This window comes from Micromonospora sp. CB01531 (genome assembly GCF_001905095.1).
In the GTDB taxonomy this organism is placed as follows: domain Bacteria; phylum Actinomycetota; class Actinomycetes; order Mycobacteriales; family Micromonosporaceae; genus Micromonospora.
Window position 1 is genome coordinate 257573 of the sequence record NZ_LWLS01000001.1, and the last position, 16955, is coordinate 274527.

Annotated in this window: 14 protein-coding genes; 8 read left to right on the forward strand and 6 right to left on the reverse strand. The window is 72.4% G+C overall.

Annotated elements, in window-relative coordinates; all coding sequences use genetic code 11:
* Positions 1-35: 35 nt before the first annotated feature.
* The 5 genes from A6A27_RS01205 to serA all read left to right on the forward strand — a co-directional run bounded on the left by A6A27_RS01205 (position 36) and on the right by serA (position 8189).
* Positions 36-2486, forward strand: a complete 2451-nt coding sequence (locus tag A6A27_RS01205) for a putative bifunctional diguanylate cyclase/phosphodiesterase (protein WP_073832449.1) — start codon at positions 36-38, stop codon at positions 2484-2486.
* Positions 2487-2667: 181 nt separating this feature from the next.
* The gene (locus A6A27_RS01210) at positions 2668-4545 is read left to right on the forward strand and encodes an acetolactate synthase large subunit (RefSeq protein ID WP_073832450.1); all 1878 of its coding nucleotides are present in this window, start codon (positions 2668-2670) and stop codon (positions 4543-4545) included.
* Positions 4546-5061, forward strand: coding sequence for an acetolactate synthase small subunit (gene ilvN / locus A6A27_RS01215; protein ID WP_073832451.1), 516 nt, complete (start codon positions 4546-4548; stop codon positions 5059-5061).
* Between the two features lie 90 nt (positions 5062-5151).
* A complete protein-coding gene (gene ilvC, locus A6A27_RS01220; RefSeq protein WP_073832452.1) occupies positions 5152-6165 on the forward strand; it encodes a ketol-acid reductoisomerase in 1014 nt (337 codons plus the stop codon).
* A gap of 425 nt (positions 6166-6590) precedes the next feature.
* Positions 6591-8189 (forward strand): phosphoglycerate dehydrogenase, encoded by a 1599-nt coding sequence (gene serA / locus A6A27_RS01225; protein ID WP_073832453.1) that lies wholly within the window; start codon positions 6591-6593, stop codon positions 8187-8189.
* Between the two features lie 60 nt (positions 8190-8249).
* Here the strand turns inward: serA and A6A27_RS01230 are convergent, their stop codons facing one another.
* Positions 8250-8597, reverse strand: coding sequence for a hypothetical protein (locus A6A27_RS01230; protein WP_198940145.1), 348 nt, complete (start codon positions 8595-8597; stop codon positions 8250-8252).
* Between the two features lie 339 nt (positions 8598-8936).
* A complete protein-coding gene (locus A6A27_RS01235) occupies positions 8937-9809 on the reverse strand; it encodes an FAD:protein FMN transferase (protein ID WP_073832455.1) in 873 nt (290 codons plus the stop codon).
* A gap of 224 nt (positions 9810-10033) precedes the next feature.
* On the opposite strand from A6A27_RS01235, the gene A6A27_RS01240 reads away from it, so the two are divergent.
* Both A6A27_RS01240 and A6A27_RS01245 read left to right on the forward strand, forming a co-directional pair.
* Positions 10034-11065: a 3-isopropylmalate dehydrogenase gene (locus A6A27_RS01240; protein WP_073832697.1), complete on the forward strand. Its 1032-nt coding sequence runs from the start codon at positions 10034-10036 to the stop codon at positions 11063-11065.
* A gap of 201 nt (positions 11066-11266) precedes the next feature.
* On the forward strand, positions 11267-12364 hold the full coding sequence (locus tag A6A27_RS01245; protein WP_073832698.1) for a branched-chain amino acid aminotransferase: 1098 nt from the start codon (positions 11267-11269) through the stop codon (positions 12362-12364).
* A gap of 182 nt (positions 12365-12546) precedes the next feature.
* On the opposite strand, the gene A6A27_RS01250 is transcribed toward A6A27_RS01245, so the two are convergent.
* From A6A27_RS01250 to A6A27_RS01265, 4 genes are all read right to left on the reverse strand, one after another.
* Positions 12547-13296: a tyrosine-protein phosphatase gene (locus A6A27_RS01250; protein ID WP_073832456.1), complete on the reverse strand. Its 750-nt coding sequence runs from the start codon at positions 13294-13296 to the stop codon at positions 12547-12549.
* Between the two features lie 59 nt (positions 13297-13355).
* The gene (locus tag A6A27_RS01255) at positions 13356-13814 is read right to left on the reverse strand and encodes a PRC-barrel domain-containing protein (protein WP_073832699.1); all 459 of its coding nucleotides are present in this window, start codon (positions 13812-13814) and stop codon (positions 13356-13358) included.
* An 88-nt stretch (positions 13815-13902) separates the two neighbouring features.
* Entirely contained in the window at positions 13903-14433 is a 531-nt protein-coding gene (locus A6A27_RS01260) for a carboxymuconolactone decarboxylase family protein (RefSeq protein ID WP_073832457.1), read from the reverse strand.
* 2 nt (positions 14434-14435) lie between these two features.
* Positions 14436-14996: a peroxiredoxin gene (locus A6A27_RS01265; RefSeq protein WP_073832458.1), complete on the reverse strand. Its 561-nt coding sequence runs from the start codon at positions 14994-14996 to the stop codon at positions 14436-14438.
* A 361-nt stretch (positions 14997-15357) separates the two neighbouring features.
* Between A6A27_RS01265 and cimA the strand changes: the two genes are divergently transcribed.
* Positions 15358-16938: a citramalate synthase gene (gene cimA, locus A6A27_RS01270; protein ID WP_073832459.1), complete on the forward strand. Its 1581-nt coding sequence runs from the start codon at positions 15358-15360 to the stop codon at positions 16936-16938.
* Positions 16939-16955: the final 17 nt, after the last annotated feature.

Genomic DNA, 16955 nt, shown 5'->3' on the forward strand with positions numbered 1-16955 from the left:
CCCAAGGGGTGCTCACATCCGGCACAGTTGAGGTCGTGCAGTCGTCCCCGGGGATGGTCACCGTCGCGGTGCTGAGCGGGCTCGCCGCCGCCGCCGGGACCGCGCTGCTCGCCGGGTCGGCCCGCCGCCGGGTCGGGCCCCACCGGCAGGCCCATCTGCTGCTCGCCGCGGCCGCCGGCATCGCGCTGCTCACCCTCCTCGTCGGGGTGGCCGCCGCGTTGGTCGCCACCCCGCACTGGGCCCACGAGCAGGGGCAGCGGACCGGTTGGGCGACCCTGGTGTCGGTGGGCAGCACGCTCAGCGCGCTCACCCTCGGCGCCGCGCTGCTCCGGCTGCCCGGCGCCGCGGCGACCCGGACGGCGACCGCCCGGCTGCTGCTCGACGGCCTGATCATGGCCAGCGCGCTCTGGTTCGTCGGCTGGGTGCTGTTCAGCCCGCCGACCCGGCTGCTCGGCGCGGCCACCCCGATCGCCTGCGTACCCATCGGGCTGGCCACGGTGAGCGCGGCGGTCACCGCCGGGCTGACCCTGATCGTGGTGCTGCGGGCCGCGCCGCCGCGCGGCCGGCTCGCGTTGCTCGGGGCCGGGCTGACCGGGATGACCGGCGGCGGACTGGGCGTCTCCGCCGGGCTCTGTCAGGGCGGTCCGGTGATGGTGCACGCCGGCGCCGCGGTGCTGGCCGCGGGCCTGCTGGCCATCGCCCTGGCCGTGCACCGGGTCGACCTGCCCGGGCAGGTGAACGTCGACCTGATCCGCCGCGACGGCGAGTACGCCTTCGTGCCGATGCTTGCGATGGCCGCGTCGGCGATGTACCACCTGGTCCAGGGCGGCGGGTTCGACGCGATGGGCATCGTCGCCGGCAGCGTCGAGGGCTTCGCCCTGGTGGCCCGGCAATATCTCGCCCTCAACGACGTACGTAACTACGCCGACCGGCTGGCCGAGCGGGAGGCCCACTTCCGTGAGCTGGCGCACACCGACCCGCTCACCGGCCTGGCCAACCGGCGTGGCCTGCTGCGGGCGCTGCACCGGTGCGCCGAGGCCCGGGTCCCCTGCGTCCTGCTCGGGCTGGACCTGGATGGCTTCAAGAACGTCAACGACATGCGTGGGCACGACGTCGGCGACGCGGTGCTGGCCGAGGTCGGCCGGCGGCTGCGCGGCAACCTGCGCCCGGGCGATCTGGCCGCCCGGCTCGGCGGCGACGAGTTCGCGGTGCTGATGCACGGCGCGAGCGACGCCGGGCCGGTCGCCGAGCGGCTGCTCGGGGTGCTCGGCCGCCCGTACGAGGAGGCGGACGGGCCGGTCTTCCTCTCGGTCAGCATCGGGGTGGCCCGCAGCAGCGGGGAGACCGACGTCGAGTTGCTGCTGCGCAACGCCGACCTGGCGCTGCGCTACGCCAAGCAGCGGGGCAAGAACCGGGTCGAGCGCTACGACGCCACGTACGACCAACTGCTGCGCCGGCGCACCATGCTGGAGCACGAGCTGCGCGGCGCGATCGAGCGCGACGAGCTGCGCCTGGCGTTCCAGCCGGTGGCCTCGCTGCCGTCGGTCCGGCCGGTCGGCGCCGAGGCGCTGCTCCGCTGGCACCACCCCAAACTGGGCAATGTCCGGCCGGACGAGTTCATCCCGCTGGCCGAGGAGTGCGGGATGATCTCGAAGCTGGGCGCCTGGGTGCTGCACCAGGCCTGCTACCAGCTCTCCCGCTGGCTGGCCGACGGGCACGACGTCTGGGTCTCGGTCAACGTCTCGCCCCGCGAGCTGCACGCTCCGGAGTACGTGGTCCAGGTCGCCGACGCGCTGCGCGCCCACCACGTACCGCCGCAGCGGCTGGTGCTGGAGGTCACCGAGCACGCGGTCGCCACCGACCTGGACGAGCTGATCCGCCGGCTGGCCGCGCTGCGGCGCACCGGCGTACGGATCGCGCTGGACGATTTCGGCGCCGGCTACTCCTCGCTGGGGCAGCTGCGCCGGCTCCCGATCGACATCCTCAAGATCGACCACAGTCTGGTCGCCGAGCACGAGCCGGTCCGTCCGGTCGGCCGGGACGGCCCGGCGTTCGCCCCGATGGTGGACATCGTCATGCGCCTCGGGCATCAGCTCGGCCTGGAGGTGATCGCCGAGGGTGTGACCACCCCCACGGAGCTGGCCGCGGTGGTGGCCGCGGGCTGCCGGTTCGGGCAGGGCGCGCTCTTCGGCTGGGGGGTGCCGGCCGAGCACCTGGAGGCGATGCTGGAGGCGGCCACCTCGCCCGGCGCCCGGCCCACCTCGGTGCCGCCGGCCCCGCCGCCCGCGCCGGTCCGCCCGGCCTCCCCGCTGCTGCCCCGGCTCCGGTCAGATCCACCGGCGTCGGTGCCCGTCCCGCGTCCCCCGAACGAGGGATCTGCACAGGTCGCACCGGCTGTCGGGGGCGCGTCGGGGGCCGACACGCCGAGGTCCGTTAACCAAAATGTGGGATCAGTTGACTCATCGCGTGAGATGCGTCAGGCTTAGCCACATGTCGTCTAACCGGTCGCTGCGAGTACTTACCTGAGCGCACTCTCCCTGAGCGAGAGTGCGCTGGCCCCGTGCATCTGCACGTGGGCCGTTTTTGTTGCCGTCGGACCATCGCCGGGACGCCCGCGTTCCACCCTGAGAAACGCATCACCCACTCCAGCCGAAGGCTTGAACCGCCATGACGAGACCCACGCCCGAGACCCTCGCCCACTCCGTCCGGCGAGCCCGCCCGGCCACCGAGCCGGCCGCTGCCGCCGACCCCGCCACCACCCCCCGCAACGGGTCCGCCCCGGCCGTACGGCAGCCCGCCTCGGCGCAGGTCTCCGGCGCCGGATCGCTGGTGCGGTCACTTGAGGCCCTCGGCGTCGACGTTGTCTTCGGCATTCCGGGCGGCGCGATCCTGCCGGCGTACGACCCGCTCTATGACTCCACCGTCCGGCACATCCTGGTCCGTCACGAGCAGGGCGCCGGCCACGCCGCCACCGGGTACGCCCAGGCGACCGGCAAGGTCGGGGTCTGCATGGCCACCTCCGGCCCGGGCGCGACCAACCTGGTCACCCCGATCGCCGACGCGTACATGGATTCGGTGCCTATGGTGGCGATCACCGGCCAGGTCGCGCGTCCGGCGATCGGCACGGACGCCTTCCAGGAAGCGGACATCCAGGGGATCACCCTGCCGATCACCAAGCACAACTTCCTGGTGCAGACCGCCGACGAGATCCCGCAGGTGCTGGCCGAGGCGTTCCACCTGGCCGCGACCGGCCGGCCGGGTCCGGTCCTGGTGGACATCCCCAAGGACGTCCTCCAGGCGCCGACCACCTTCGCCTGGCCGCCCACCCTCGACCTGCCCGGCTACCGACCGACCCTGCACCCGCACGGCAAGCAGATCCGCGAGGCGGCCCGGCTGATGACCACCGCCCGCCGCCCGGTGCTCTACGTCGGCGGCGGCGTGCTCAAGGCCGGCGCCACCGAGGGGCTGCGCCGGCTGGCCGAGCTGACCGGCATCCCGGTGGCCACCACCCTGATGGCGCTCGGCGCGTTCCCCGACTCGCACCGGCAGCACCTGGGCATGCCCGGCATGCACGGCACCGTCGCCGCGGTCTACGGCCTGCAGAAGGCCGACCTGATCGTGGCGCTCGGGGCCCGCTTCGACGACCGGGTCACCGGCCGCCTCGACTCGTTCGCGCCGGACGCCGCCGTGGTGCACGCCGACATCGACCCGGCCGAGATCGGCAAGAACCGGCACGCGGACGTGCCGATCGTCGGCGACGCCCGGCACGTGATCGACGAGCTGATCGCCGCCGTCACCACCGAGCAGGCGGCCCGGCCGGCGGCCGACCTCGGCGACTGGTGGAACCAGCTCGACGACCTGCGCCAGCGGTACCCGCTCGGGTACGAGGAGCCGGCCGACGGCACCCTGTCGCCGCAGTACGTGATCAAGCGGCTGGGCGAGATCGCCGGCCCGGACACCGTCTACGTGGCGGGCGTCGGCCAGCACCAGATGTGGGCCAGCCAGTTCATCTCGTACGAGAAGCCGTACACCTGGCTCAACTCCGGCGGCCTCGGCACCATGGGATACGCCGTCCCGGCGGCGATGGGCGCCAAGGTCGGCAAGCCGGACACCACGGTCTGGGCAGTGGACGGCGACGGCTGCTTCCAGATGACCAATCAGGAGCTGGCCACCTGCGCCCTGGAGGGCATCCCGATCAAGGTGGCCGTGATCAACAACGGCAACCTGGGCATGGTCCGGCAGTGGCAGACCCTGTTCTACGGGGAGCGTTACTCCAACACCGAGCTGGGCACCCACAAGCACCGCATCCCGGACTTCGTCAAGCTCGCCGAGGCGCTCGGCTGCGTCGGCCTGCGCTGCGAGACCGCCGCCGACGTGGACAAGACCATCGAGGCGGCCATGGCGATCAACGACGCCCCGGTGGTCATCGACTTCGTGGTCGGCAAGGACGCCATGGTCTGGCCGATGGTCGCCGCCGGCACCAGCAACGACGAGATCATGTTCGCCCGGGGCGTCCGCCCCGCCTTCGACGAGGACGAACTCTAAATGACCATGCACACGCTGTCCGTGCTCGTGGAGAACAAGCCGGGTGTGCTGGCCCGGGTCTCCGGGCTGTTCTCCCGGCGCGGCTTCAACATCGACAGCCTCGCCGTGGGGGAGACCGAGAACCCGGACGTCTCCCGGATCACCATCGTGGTCAACGCCGAGTCGTCCCCGCTGGAGCAGGTGACCAAGCAGCTCAACAAGCTGGTCAACGTACTCAAGATCGTTGAGCTGGACCCGCAGGTCTCGGTGGCCCGGGAGCTGCTGCTGGTCAAGGTCCGCGCGGACCGCAACGCACGCGGCCAGGTGCTGGAGACGGTGAACCTGTTCCGGGCGCGGGTGGTCGACGTCGCCCCGGACACGTTGACCATCGAGGCCACCGGCACCCCGGACAAGCTCGACGCGCTGCTGCGCGACCTCGAACCCTTCGGCATCAAGGAGATGGTGCAGTCCGGCACGGTGGCGATCGGGCGCGGCTCGCGCTCCATCACCGCCGGCCCGGCGCTGCGCGCCGCCTGAGACCCGACCGTGCCGGCGCCGCGCGCCGCTGGAAACCACCGCACAAGTCCACGACGGGCCGCCGGGCACCGCCGTACGAAAGGGAAGTAAATGAGCGTTGAGGTGTACTACGACGACGACGCCGACCTGGGTCTGATCCAGGGCCGCAAGGTCGCCGTGATCGGGTACGGCAGCCAGGGCCACGCCCACGCGCTGTCGCTGCGCGACTCCGGCGTCGACGTGGTGATCGGCCTGCCCGCCGGTTCGAAGAGCCGGCCGAAGGCCGAGGAGCAGGGCCTGCGGGTGCTCACGCCGGCCGAGGCGGCGGCCGAGGCCGACGTGATCATGATCCTGGCGCCGGACACCGCCCAGCGTGGTCTGTACGCCGAGGCGATCGCGCCCAACCTCGCCCCCGGCAAGGCGCTCTTCTTCGGCCACGGCTTCAACATCCGGTACGGCCTGATCAAGCCGCCGGCCGACGTGGACGTGGCGATGGTCGCCCCGAAGGGCCCGGGTCACCTGGTCCGCCGCCAGTACGTCGACGGCAAGGGCGTGCCCTGCCTGGTCGCCGTCGAGCAGGACGCCAGCGGCGCCGCCTTCGGCCTGGCCCTGGCCTACGCGAAGGCGATCGGCGGCACCCGGGCCGGTGCGATCAAGACCACCTTCACCGAGGAGACCGAGACCGACCTGTTCGGCGAGCAGGCGGTGCTCTGCGGCGGCGCCGCGGCGCTGGTGCAGACCGGCTTCGAGGTGCTCACCGAGGCCGGGTACGCCCCGGAGGTGGCCTACTTCGAGTGCCTGCACGAGCTGAAGCTCATCGTCGACCTGATGTACGAGGGCGGCATCGCCCGGATGCGCTACAGCATCTCGGACACCGCCGAGTACGGCGACCTCTCCCGCGGCCCCCGGGTCATCGACTCCCGGGTCAAGGAGGAGATGCGCAAGATCCTCGGCGAGATCCAGTCTGGCGAGTTCGCCCGCGAGTGGGTCGCCGAGGACGAGGCCGGCCGGCCGAACTTCGCCAAGTGGCGGGCCGAGGGCGCGGCGCACCCGATCGAGGAGACCGGGCAGAAGCTGCGCGCCATGATGAGCTGGGTCGACCGGCCGATCACCGAGACCGCCTGACGGCTCCGACAAGGCGGGTGGCCGCGCCCGGCGCTCTCCCCGGCGCCGGACGCGGCCACTGCCGTCATCCCGCCCTCTCCTCGATCGGGACGGCCTCGTCGTGGACGGGGGCGGGCGCGTCGCGGCGACTGCGCGCCGGGCCGTGGCTGAGGAGGTTCACCTGCTGGGACCGGGTGACCAACGCCTCGGCCAACTGCGGGCCGCTCCGGAGCGGGGCGGGCCGGGCCAGCCGGCGTGGCAACGCGATACGGGCGGCTGTGTGAGGCCGCTCACCCCATACTCCGGGACATGCCGGCCGGGGTGCACCCTACGATCGCTGATAGGTGCGTAGCCGGCACCGAACGGCCACGGCACGGTTCAGCGCGGGACGCAGCGCGGCGTCCGGGCGTACCAGGCCGACCGCATACGAGCGTCTACGAGGACCGATGAATCCTGTCGTACTGATCGCCGAAGAACTCGCCCCTGCCGCCATCGAGGTGCTTGCGCACGACTTCGACGTGCGCCACGTCGACGGCACCGACCGTCCGGCCCTGCTGTCCGCGCTCTCCGAGGCCGACGCGGTGATCGTACGCAGCGCCACCCAGATCGACGCCGAGGCGATCGCCGCCGCGCCGCGCCTGAAGGTGGTCGCCCGGGCCGGCGTGGGCCTGGACAACGTCGAGGTGCCGGCCGCCACCGCCCGGGGCGTCATGGTCGTCAACGCGCCCACCTCGAACATCGTCTCCGCCGCCGAGCAGGCCGTCGCGCTGCTGCTCGCCGTGGCGCGCAACACCGCCAGCGCCAGCGCGGCGCTCAAGGCGGGGGAGTGGAAGCGGTCCAAGTACACCGGCGTGGAGATCCAGGGCAAGACCGTGGGCGTGGTCGGCCTCGGCCGCATCGGCGTGCTCTTCGCACAGCGCATCGCCGCCTTCGGCACCCGGTTGATCGCGTACGACCCGTACATCCAGCCGGCCCGCGCCGCCCAGCTCGGCGTCCGCCTGGTCGGGCTGGAGGAACTGCTGCGGGAGAGCGACTTCATCTCGATCCACCTGCCCAAGACGCCGGAGACGGTGGGTCTGATCGGCGAGAAGGAACTGGCGATCGTCAAGCCGGGCGTGCGGATCGTCAACGCCGCCCGGGGTGGCCTGGTCGACGAGCAGGCGCTGGCGGACGCGATCGCCGAGGGCCGGGTCGGCGGCGCAGGCATCGACGTCTACGCCAAGGAGCCCTGCACCTCCTCCCCGCTGTTCGCCTTCGACAACGTGGTGGCCACCCCGCACCTGGGCGCCTCGACCCACGAGGCGCAGGACAAGGCCGGCCTGGCCGTGGCCAAGAGCGTCAAGCTGGCGCTCCAGGGCGAGTTCGTGCCGGACGCGGTGAACGTGCAGGCCGGCGGGGTGGTCGCCGAGGACGTCCGGCCGCTGCTGCCGCTGGCCGAGAAGCTGGGCCGGGCCTTCACCGCGGTGGCCGGCGGGGTGGCCGCCAGCGTCACCGTCGAGGTGCGCGGCGAGATCGTCAACCACGACGTGTCGGTGCTCAAGCTTGCCGCCACCAAGGGGCTGTTCAGCTCGGTGGTGGAGGAGCAGGTCACCTACGTCAACGCGCCGCACCTGGCCGCCGAGCGCGGGGTCGAGGTGGCCCTGACCGCGCAGGCCGAGACGATCGACCACCCCAACCTGGTGACCGTACGCGGCGCGCTGCCGGACGGGCGGACGGTCAGCGTCTCGGGCACCCTGACCCAGGCCGGCGCCCGGGACGTCCTCAAGCTGACCGAGGTGGACGGTTTCGACGTCGAGATCGGCGCGGAGGGCATCCTGGTCTTCCTGCGCTACGTCGACCGGCCGGGCGTGGTCGGCACCGTCGGTACCCTGCTCGGCGAGGCCGGCGTCAACATCGCCGCCATGCAGGTCGCCCGTCGGGAGGCCGGTGGCGAGACGCTGATGACGCTCACCGTCGACCAGGCGCTCGGCGCGGACCTGCTCAGCTCGGCCGCCGACTCGATCGGCGCGGTCGCGGCCAGCGCGGCCGATCTGCGCGACGAGTAGTCCACACACGACGAACCCGGGGCCCGGCCGCACGGCCGGGCCCCTTGTCGTACCGGGCGATCAGCGGGCGACGCGGGTGGGCGGCGGGTAGACCGTGCCGTCCTGGACGTCGTAGAGCATCAGGTCGTGCTCGCCGGCCAGCCGCTCGATGTCGAGCAGCACCTGGTCCTCGCAGGTGGGGATGAGGTTCATCTCCACGTGGTCGGCGGCCGCGTGCAGCGGGGCGACCTCCCAGGGCGTGCCCGGGCGGTCGGGATAGGCGGCCGTGATCGCCCGGTAGAAACCGACCACCCTCGGGTCGGGGCGACGCTCGCCGTGCCGCCCTTCGCGGCACCGCTGCACCGCCGCCCGTACGTCGTCGGGCGTGGCTCCGGCCGGCAGGGCCCACACGCTCAGATCGAAACTCACGGCGGACAGCGTGCCATCCCCGGTCCGCGCCGTCACGCCTGCCCCGCCGCAGGCCAGTGTGCGGGGGCTGGGATGACGGTCCGCTGTGGAGCCTCTTGCGTCGAGTTACGTCGATTGGCTAGCGTACCTGTGCGGTCACGGACTGAGTTGAGACTCCGGCCCGTCTTCGGGTGACGCGGTCGGACGACCGGCCCAATCAGGTCCGCACCCCTCGGTTGCGCGAGCCACGCGCACTCGTCGCTGATCGGCCCCCACGGTCGTTGCCGAGACCGTGGGGGCCGATCGCGGACCGCGTCCCGGATGCGAAGGCGGGGCGACGGGTGTCGAGTGTCGACGCGTTCAGCGCCGGCGGTGGGCGAAGAGCGCCCGGTAGTCCGAACCGTTGCGGAACCAGGCCAGCCCGGCCGGCCCGGCCGCGTACAGGGCGGTGGCGTAGGCGTCGGCCACCGTGAGGTCCGGTCCCACCACGGTGGCGGCGACGAGTTGGTCGGCGGGCTCACCGGTGTGCGGGTCCACCACGTGCCCCTGGCGCCCGGACACCCCGGAGGTGCCCACCGCGCCGGCCGTCATCTCCAGCACCAGCGGCGCCCGCTGCGCGTCCGTGGGATGGTGCACGGCCACCCGCCACGGGCCGCCGTGTGCGGCGTGCCCGCGTACGGTGAGGTCGGCGCCGCAGAGCACGGCGTAGTCGTGGACGCCGGCGGCGCGCAACCGGGCCGCGGCGCGTTCCACCGCCCAGCCGTTGAGCAGGCCACCCGGGTCGAAGCCGCCCGGCACCGCCCAGGCGTCGAACCACCCGTCCGTCGCCGCCCGCATGGCGGCGCAGCGGTTCACGAGGTCCGCCAGCGGCGGGTACGACTCGGGGCTGATCTCGCCCCGCCGCAGCTTCGACACCAGGCTGTCCGGCTGGTTCGGCCCGTACGTGAGGTCGATGGCGCGCAGTTCGGCGACCGCGTCCCGCAGCGCCTCGCCGACGCCCCGGTGGCCCAGCCACTCGGGCGCGTTCAAGAGCAGAGAGTATTCGGCGGTGGAGGTGCGGACGGTGTGCCGGACGCTGATCCGGTCGACCGCGGTGCCGCCGGCCCGGTCCAGCCGGTGGCTGCGGGCGCCGAGGCGCAGGTCGGGGCGGTGGCTGAAGGCGGCCTGGTCGATCCACCGGGTCCGGGGTTGCTCGTCGGCCCACCGGGCCGGTCGCTGCTCGTCGATCCGCATCGCATCCGCTCCCTCGCTGACGACGCCGCAGCGCCGCGGCGAAGCCGGTCCTGGGCCCCCGTCCGACCCGGACGTCTCCGACCATAGGCAGCGGAGATGACTGCACCATGAATGCCACCTGGGAGACTCCTGAGCATCCGGCTTTCCCGAATGTTGGAAGGCGCGTACCGGGAACCGGGACGACGGCGTACCGTTGCCGGGACCGACAAGTTGAGGAGCGTGTGGTGGCACGGATCGCGGTGGTGGCCGGAGACGGGATCGGACCCGAGGTGGTCGCGCAGGCCCGCAAGGTCATCGACGCCGTGCTCCCCGGCGTGACGGCCACCGAGTACGACCTCGGCGCCGCTCGCTACCACCGCACCGGAGAGGTGCTGCCCGACTCGGTCCTCGACGAGCTGGCCGGGCACGACGCGATCCTGCTCGGCGCGGTCGGCGATCCCACCGTGCCGCCGGGCGTGCTGGAGCGTGGCCTGCTGCTCAAGCTCCGCTTCGCCTTCGACCAGTACGTCAACCTGCGTCCGTCGCGGCTCTGGCCGGGCGTGCCCGCCCCGCTGGCCGCCGTCAAGCCGGGCGAGGTTGACCTGGTCGTGGTCCGCGAGGGGACCGAGGGCCTGTATGCCGGCGCCGGCGGTTCGCTGCACCGGGACACCCCGGCCGAGGTGGCCACCGAGGAGAGCCTCAACACCCGGCACGGCGTCGAGCGGGTGATCCGGGACGCCTTCGCCCGGGCCGGCCGCCGGGAGCGCCGCAAGGTCACCCTGGTGCACAAGACCAACGTGCTGACCCACGCCGGCTCGCTGTGGGCGCGCACCTTCGAGGCCGTCGCCGCCGAGCACCCCGACGTGGCCACCGAGTACCAGCACGTCGACGCCGCCGCGATGTTCCTGGTGACCAACCCGCAGCGATACGACGTGGTGGTCACCGACAACCTGTTCGGCGACATCCTCACCGACATCGCCGCCGCGGTGACCGGCGGCATCGGCCTGGCGGCGAGCGGTTGTATCAACCCGGAGGGGCGCTACCCGTCGATGTTCGAGCCGGTGCACGGCTCCGCGCCGGACATCGCCGGCCGCGGCGTCGCCGACCCGGTCGCCGCGGTGCTCTCGGCCGCGCTGCTGCTCGACCAGCTCGGCCACGCCGACGCCGCCGCGCGGGTAACCGCCGCGGTCGGCGCCGAGCTGGCCAGCCGTACGCCGGGTGCGCCGCTGCGCACCGAGGAGGTCGGCGACCGGCTCGCCGGCTACGCCGTAGCCTGACCAGGGCCGTCCACGGCCCGGCGTCGGGCCGCCAGACCCGTCCCCGGGCCCGCTCCGCCCAACCATCCCGAGTCGCCGTTCGGTGCGCTCGATGTGGCGGGCAGGAGCTATCCGCTGAACGACCGTTCGGGGTAAGTTTCTGGCACCAATGACGTCGGCCTGCGACAACGCATGCCGTGGACCCGCAGGGAGGTCAGCGCGATGAGCGGTGGTGACAAGCTCGATTTCGAGATCCGTCCGAATCCCGCGCCGGTATCCGCCGCCGACCGGGCCGCCCTGCTGGCGAACCCCGGGTTCGGTCGGGTGTTCACCGACCACATGGTGACGATCCGGTACGCCGATGGGAAGGGCTGGTACGACCCCCGGGTGGAGGCGCGCGCGCCGATCCCGATGGACCCGGCCGCCGCCGTCCTGCACTACGCGCAGGAGATCTTCGAGGGGCTGAAGGCGTACCGGGGCGCGGACGGGTCGGTGACCCTGTTCCGCCCCGAGGCGAACGCCGCCCGCTTCGCCGCCTCCGCCCGGCGGCTGGCGATGCCCGAGCTGTCTGCGGAGACCTTCGTCGAGTCGCTGCGCCGGCTGGTCGAGATCGACCGGGAGTGGATCCCCGAGGCCGAGGACAGCAGCCTCTACCTGCGGCCGTTCATGTTCGCCAGCGAGGTCTTCCTCGGGGTGCGGCCGGCCAACGAGTACCTCTACGCGGTGATCGCCTCGCCCGCGGGGGCGTACTTCCCGGGCGGGGTCAAGCCGATCACGGTCTGGGTCTCCCCGGACTACACCCGGGCGGCCCCGGGCGGCACCGGCGCGGCCAAGTGCGGCGGCAACTACGCCAGCTCGCTGGTGGCCCAGGCCGAGGCGATCGAGGCGGGCTGTGACCAGGTGGTCTTCCTGGACGCGGTGGAGCGGCGCTTCGTCGACGAGCTGGGCGGCATGAACGTCTTCCTCGTCTACGACGACGACACCCTGGTCACCCCGCCGCTGACCGGCACGATCCTGCCGGGCATCACCCGGGACGCGATCCTGACCCTGGCGGCCGAGTCGGGGCACCGGGTCGAGGAGCGGCCGGTCAGCTTCGCCGACTGGCAGGCGGACGCGGCCAGCGGCCGGCTGCGCGAGGTCTTCGCCTGTGGCACCGCCGCGGTGATCACCCCGATCGGCGGGGTGCGCTTCCCCGACGGCGAGTTCCTCATCGGCGGTGGGGAGTCCGGACGCTCCACGATGGCCCTGCGGCAGCGGCTGGTCGACATCCAGCGCGGCCGCGCCGAGGACCGGCACGGCTGGGTGCAGCGAGTCCTCTGACCTGCCCCTGGATCCGGCACGGCCGGCACCGTCCCCGACGGTGCCGGCCGTATCTCGTTATGCCCGCCACCGTCGGCCTGCGTCCGGCGGCACCCCAGGCGTTGATCAAGAAGTTCGCGTCGGCGCGACGCCGGAATCAGACGCAAGCTTTTTCATCAACTCGTGGGGGTGAGGGGTGGAGGTTAGGCGAGGAGGTGGGCGCGGAGGGCGGTCAGCTGCGCGTCGGTCACGCCGGCGTGGTGCAGGTAGCCCTCCACGGAGCCGTGGCCCGCGCGCAGCTCGGTGAGGAAGATGGTCATCGCCTCGGCGGGGGAGGCGAGGTACGGGCGGGGCGGCTGCGCGGTCTCGGGCAGCGCCGCGGCGACCCAGGCGCTGAACCGCTCGGACGCCTCGGTGCTCAACGTGTAGTCGGCGACGATGTCCTCGTCGGCCACGCCGAGCACCGCGAGGGTGAGCGCGCAGACGATCCCGGTCCGGTCCTTGCCGGCCACGCAGTGCACCACCACCGGCGCGGTGGCGCTGTCCGCGATCAGCCCGATCGCCTCGGCCAGCCCGGCGGTGCCCGTCTGGGCCAGGGCCGCGTACCGGTCGGCGAGCCAGCGGGACAGGCTCTCCTGCGGGTCGTAGGAGATTCCGGCCCAGTCGTCGTGCTCGGGGTGGATGTGCCGGTAGGTCAGGCCGTCGTACGCGGGCACCCGGCCGTCGCGGGCCACCTCGGTGGGGCGGCGCAGGTCGATGACGGTACGGATGCCGAGGGCGGTGAACATTTCCCGGTCGGTCTCGTCGATCCGGTGCAGGGAGTCGGAGCGGTAGAGCCGGCCCCGGCGGACGGTCCGCCCGTCGTGGCCGGTCGGCCCGCCGACGTCGCGGAAGTTGAACAGGGCGGGGAAGGGGTTGCGCTGAGGGGTGTCCGTGGCATCCACCCCTGACACGGTAACGGCCGGCGGGGCCCCGATGTGCCCCGCCGGCCGTCAGTGGCAGGCGCCCTCCGTCACCGGGCGGTACCCGGCGGGATCGACGAGTAGGTGTCGTCGTAGTACCCGCCGAGCTTGTCCCGGTACGCCAGATCGGTGTCGGTGCTCTCGTCGTACTCGGGCGCGGCCTTGATCTGGTCCTTGCTCCGGTCGACGTATACCTTTCGCTCGTCGTGGTCGACGTGGTTGACGGTGCCGGCCGGCAGCATGACCTTCTTGCCGAAGATCCACGGTCCGGTGTCGACCACCAGGTAACTGGAGTTCACCTCGTGGCTGGCCCGGTCCACCTTGCCGATCCCGCCGTCAGTCGCCTCCACCTTGTAGCCGACCAGGTCGACGCCGGTCACCCCGGCCCCGTCCCGGTAGCTCCACGGGTCGAAGCGTCCCGCGGGCGTGCCGCCCACGAAGGCGCCCTGATCACCGTAGGTGAGCGGGTCCGGCGTCCCGTGGGTCGTTCGAGGGTCGAGCCGCTCCATGGCGTTCACTCCCTTTCTCGACTTTCTCGGGGGATGTGCCCTGTCGGACCCTTCGTACCCGGGTGCGGAGATCCCTACACCGCCGGATTCAGGCCAGCGCGGCCTCCGCGTCCAGAGCCACCGCGGCGGCGTGCACGACGGCCGCGATGCGCAGCCCCTCGTGCACCTGCTCGCGGCTGAACCCGGCGGTGCGCAGGGTCTTGTCGTGCGACTCCAGGCAGACCCCGCAGCCGGTGATCGCCGAGACGGCGAGGCACCAGAGCTCGAAGTCGCCCTTCTCCACCCCCGGCCGGGCGATGATCTGCATCCGCAGCCGGGCCGGCAGCGACGCGTACTGCTCGTCGCCGATCAGGTGCTTGGCCCGGTAGTAGATGTTGTTCATCGCCATGATGGTGGCGGCGCCCTTGGCCGCCTCGACCGCCTCCGGCGTCAGGTGACCGGCCGCCTCGGCGGCGATCTCCCTGAGCACCACCGGGTTGCGGGCCGCCACCGAGCAGGCCAGGGCGGTGCCCCAGGCCTGCTCCGGCTTCAGCGTCGAGGTGGTGATGGTGGAGCCGAGGTTGAGCCTGATGTCCTTGGCGTACTCGGGCAGAGCCGCCTTGACCGCGTCCAGGCCCATGGTCAGGCCCCGGCGCCGGCGAGCAGCGCGTTGGCGTCCAGGGTCGCGCCGCCCTTGTTCCAGTTGCACGGGCAGAGCTCGTCGGTCTGCAGCGCGTCCAGCACCCGCAGCACCTCGGAGACGTTCCGGCCGACCGAGCCGGCGGTCACCATGGCGAACTGGATCTCGTTGTCCGGGTCGACGATGAAGGTGGCCCGCTGGGCGACGCCGTCCTCGCCGAGCACGCCGCAGGCGGCGGTCAGCTCGCGCTTGATGTCGCTGAGCATCGGGAAGGGCAGCTCGCGCAGGTCCGGGTGGTCCTTGCGCCACGCGTAGTGGACGAACTCGTTGTCCACGGAGACGCCGAGCACCTGGGCGTCCCGGTCGGCGAATTCGCCGTTGAGACGGCCGAACTCGGCGATCTCGGTGGGGCAGATGAAGGTGAAGTCCTTCGGCCAGAAGAAGACCACCCGCCACTTGCCCTGGTGGGACTTGTGGTCGATCGTCTCGAACGCCTTCTCGGCGTCCAGCGACACGCAGGCGGTGAGTTCGTACTCGGGGAAGCGGTCACCGACAGTGAGCACAGGTCCTCCTTGACAACGGCTTGTCAGCGGCGCGAGGCCGGTAACTGGATCGGTTCCAGATATTGCCGCAGCGTCGTTTCCGCTTGATAGCGGCCGGATGACTTGTGAAGTCGATCACCAGTCGGGGGGTTCTGCCGCGGATCGTCCCTCGATCGGGTACTAACACCCTCCGTCACCGTCCCGGCATGTGGATTATGCCTCCCAAACCCGGGGCCGGGGTGGCAGAGTACGGACCGTGACCAGCTCCGTCCTGATTATTGGCAGCTAGCGCGCCGGCTTCCCTCTCGCCGAGCGCGCAGACCTCCCGCATCCGCGGGGGGTCTTTTTGTTGCTCCCCTCAAGGATCGAGAAGAGGACTCCCATGACCTTCCAGGTGTACGACACGACGCTGCGCGACGGCGCCCAGCGCGAGGGGCTCAGCTACTCGGTGGTCGACAAGCTGGCGGTGGCCCGCCTGCTGGACGACCTCGGGGTCGGCTTCATCGAGGGCGGCTGGCCCGGCGCGGTGCCCAAGGACACCGAGTTCTTCCGGCGCGCGCGCACCGAGCTGAAGCTCAAGCACGCGATCCTGGTCGCGTTCGGGGCCACCCGCAAGGCCGGGATGGCGGTCGACGCCGACCCGCAGGTGCGCGGGCTGCTCGACGCGGAGACCCCGGCGGTGGCACTGGTCGCCAAGGCGGACCTGCGGCACGTCGAGCGGGCGCTGCGCACCACCGCCGAGGAGAACCTGGCGATGGTCCGGGACACGGTCGCGCACCTGGTGCGGCAGGGCCGGCGGGTCTTCGTCGACGGGGAGCACTTCTTCGACGGCTACCGGCACGACCCGGCGTACACCGCGGCGGTGCTGGAGGCGGCGCTGGCCGCTGGCGCCGAGCGGTTCGTGCTCTGCGACACCAACGGCGGGATGCTGCCGTCCCAGATCACCGCCGCCATCGCCGACGTGACCGCGCGCACCGGCGTGGCGCCGGAACTGCTCGGCATCCACTGCCAGAACGACACCGCCTGCGCGGTGGCCAACACGATCGCCGCGGTCGAGGCCGGCGTCCGGCACTTCCAGGGCACCGCCAACGGGTACGGCGAGCGCCCCGGCAACGCCGACATCTTCGCGGTGGTCGCCAACCTCCAGCTCAAGCTCGGGCTGCCCGTCCTGCCGGAGGGCTGCCTGGAACAGATGGTGCGGGTCTCGCACGCCATCGCCGAGATCGCCAACATCGCCCCCGACACCCACCAGGCGTACGTCGGGGCCGCCGCCTTCGCCCACAAGGCCGGGCTGCACGCGAGCGCGATCAAGGTCGACCCGTTGCTCTACAACCACGTGGACCCGTCGGTGGTGGGCAACGACATGCGGATCCTGGTGACCGAGATGGCCGGCCGGGCCAGCATCGAGCTCAAGAGCCGTGAGCTGGGGCTGGATCTGGCCGGCCATCCGGAGGCGCTGTCCACCGTCACCAGGCGGGTCAAGGAGCTGGAGGCCGGCGGCTGGTCGTTCGAGGCCGCCGACGCGTCGTTCGAGCTGCTGGTCCGCGCCGAGCTGCCCGGCGGCGCCGCGCCCCGGCCGTTTGCCCTCGAGTCCTACCGGGTGCTGGTCGAGCACCGCGAGGACGGTGCGGTGGTCTCCGAGGCCACCGTCAAGATCCGGGTACGCGGCGAGCGGGTGATCGCCACCGCCGAGGGGAACGGTCCGGTCAACGCCCTGGACGAGGCGCTGCGGGTGGGGCTGGCCCGGCATTATCCGGAGCTGCGCGACTTCGAGCTGGCCGACTACAAGGTCCGGATCCTGGAGGGCAGCCACGGCACCGGGGCGGTGACCCGGGTGCTGGTGGAGACCGCCGGCGCGGGCCGCGACTGGACCACCGTCGGCGTACACCCCAACGTGGTCGAGGCGAGCTGGCACGCCCTCGTCGACGCGCTCACCTACGGCCTGGACCGGGCCCGGGTGTAAGGAGGGGATCCCGCTCA

What these genes read in the sequence shown, in the direction of transcription:
- A6A27_RS01210 (WP_073832450.1), top strand. Translation starts at nt 2,668, where the DNA reads ATGACGAGACCCACGCCCGAGACCCTCGCCCACTCCGTCCGGCGAGCC.
- ilvN (WP_073832451.1), top strand. Translation starts at nt 4,546, where the DNA reads ATGACCATGCACACGCTGTCCGTGCTCGTGGAGAACAAGCCGGGTGTG.
- ilvC (WP_073832452.1), top strand. Translation starts at nt 5,152, where the DNA reads ATGAGCGTTGAGGTGTACTACGACGACGACGCCGACCTGGGTCTGATC.
- serA (WP_073832453.1), top strand. Translation starts at nt 6,591, where the DNA reads ATGAATCCTGTCGTACTGATCGCCGAAGAACTCGCCCCTGCCGCCATC.
- A6A27_RS01235 (WP_073832455.1), bottom strand. Translation starts at nt 9,809, where the DNA reads ATGCGGATCGACGAGCAGCGACCGGCCCGGTGGGCCGACGAGCAACCC.
- A6A27_RS01245 (WP_073832698.1), top strand. Translation starts at nt 11,267, where the DNA reads ATGAGCGGTGGTGACAAGCTCGATTTCGAGATCCGTCCGAATCCCGCG.
- A6A27_RS01255 (WP_073832699.1), bottom strand. Translation starts at nt 13,814, where the DNA reads ATGGAGCGGCTCGACCCTCGAACGACCCACGGGACGCCGGACCCGCTC.
- A6A27_RS01260 (WP_073832457.1), bottom strand. Translation starts at nt 14,433, where the DNA reads ATGGGCCTGGACGCGGTCAAGGCGGCTCTGCCCGAGTACGCCAAGGAC.
- cimA (WP_073832459.1), top strand. Translation starts at nt 15,358, where the DNA reads ATGACCTTCCAGGTGTACGACACGACGCTGCGCGACGGCGCCCAGCGC.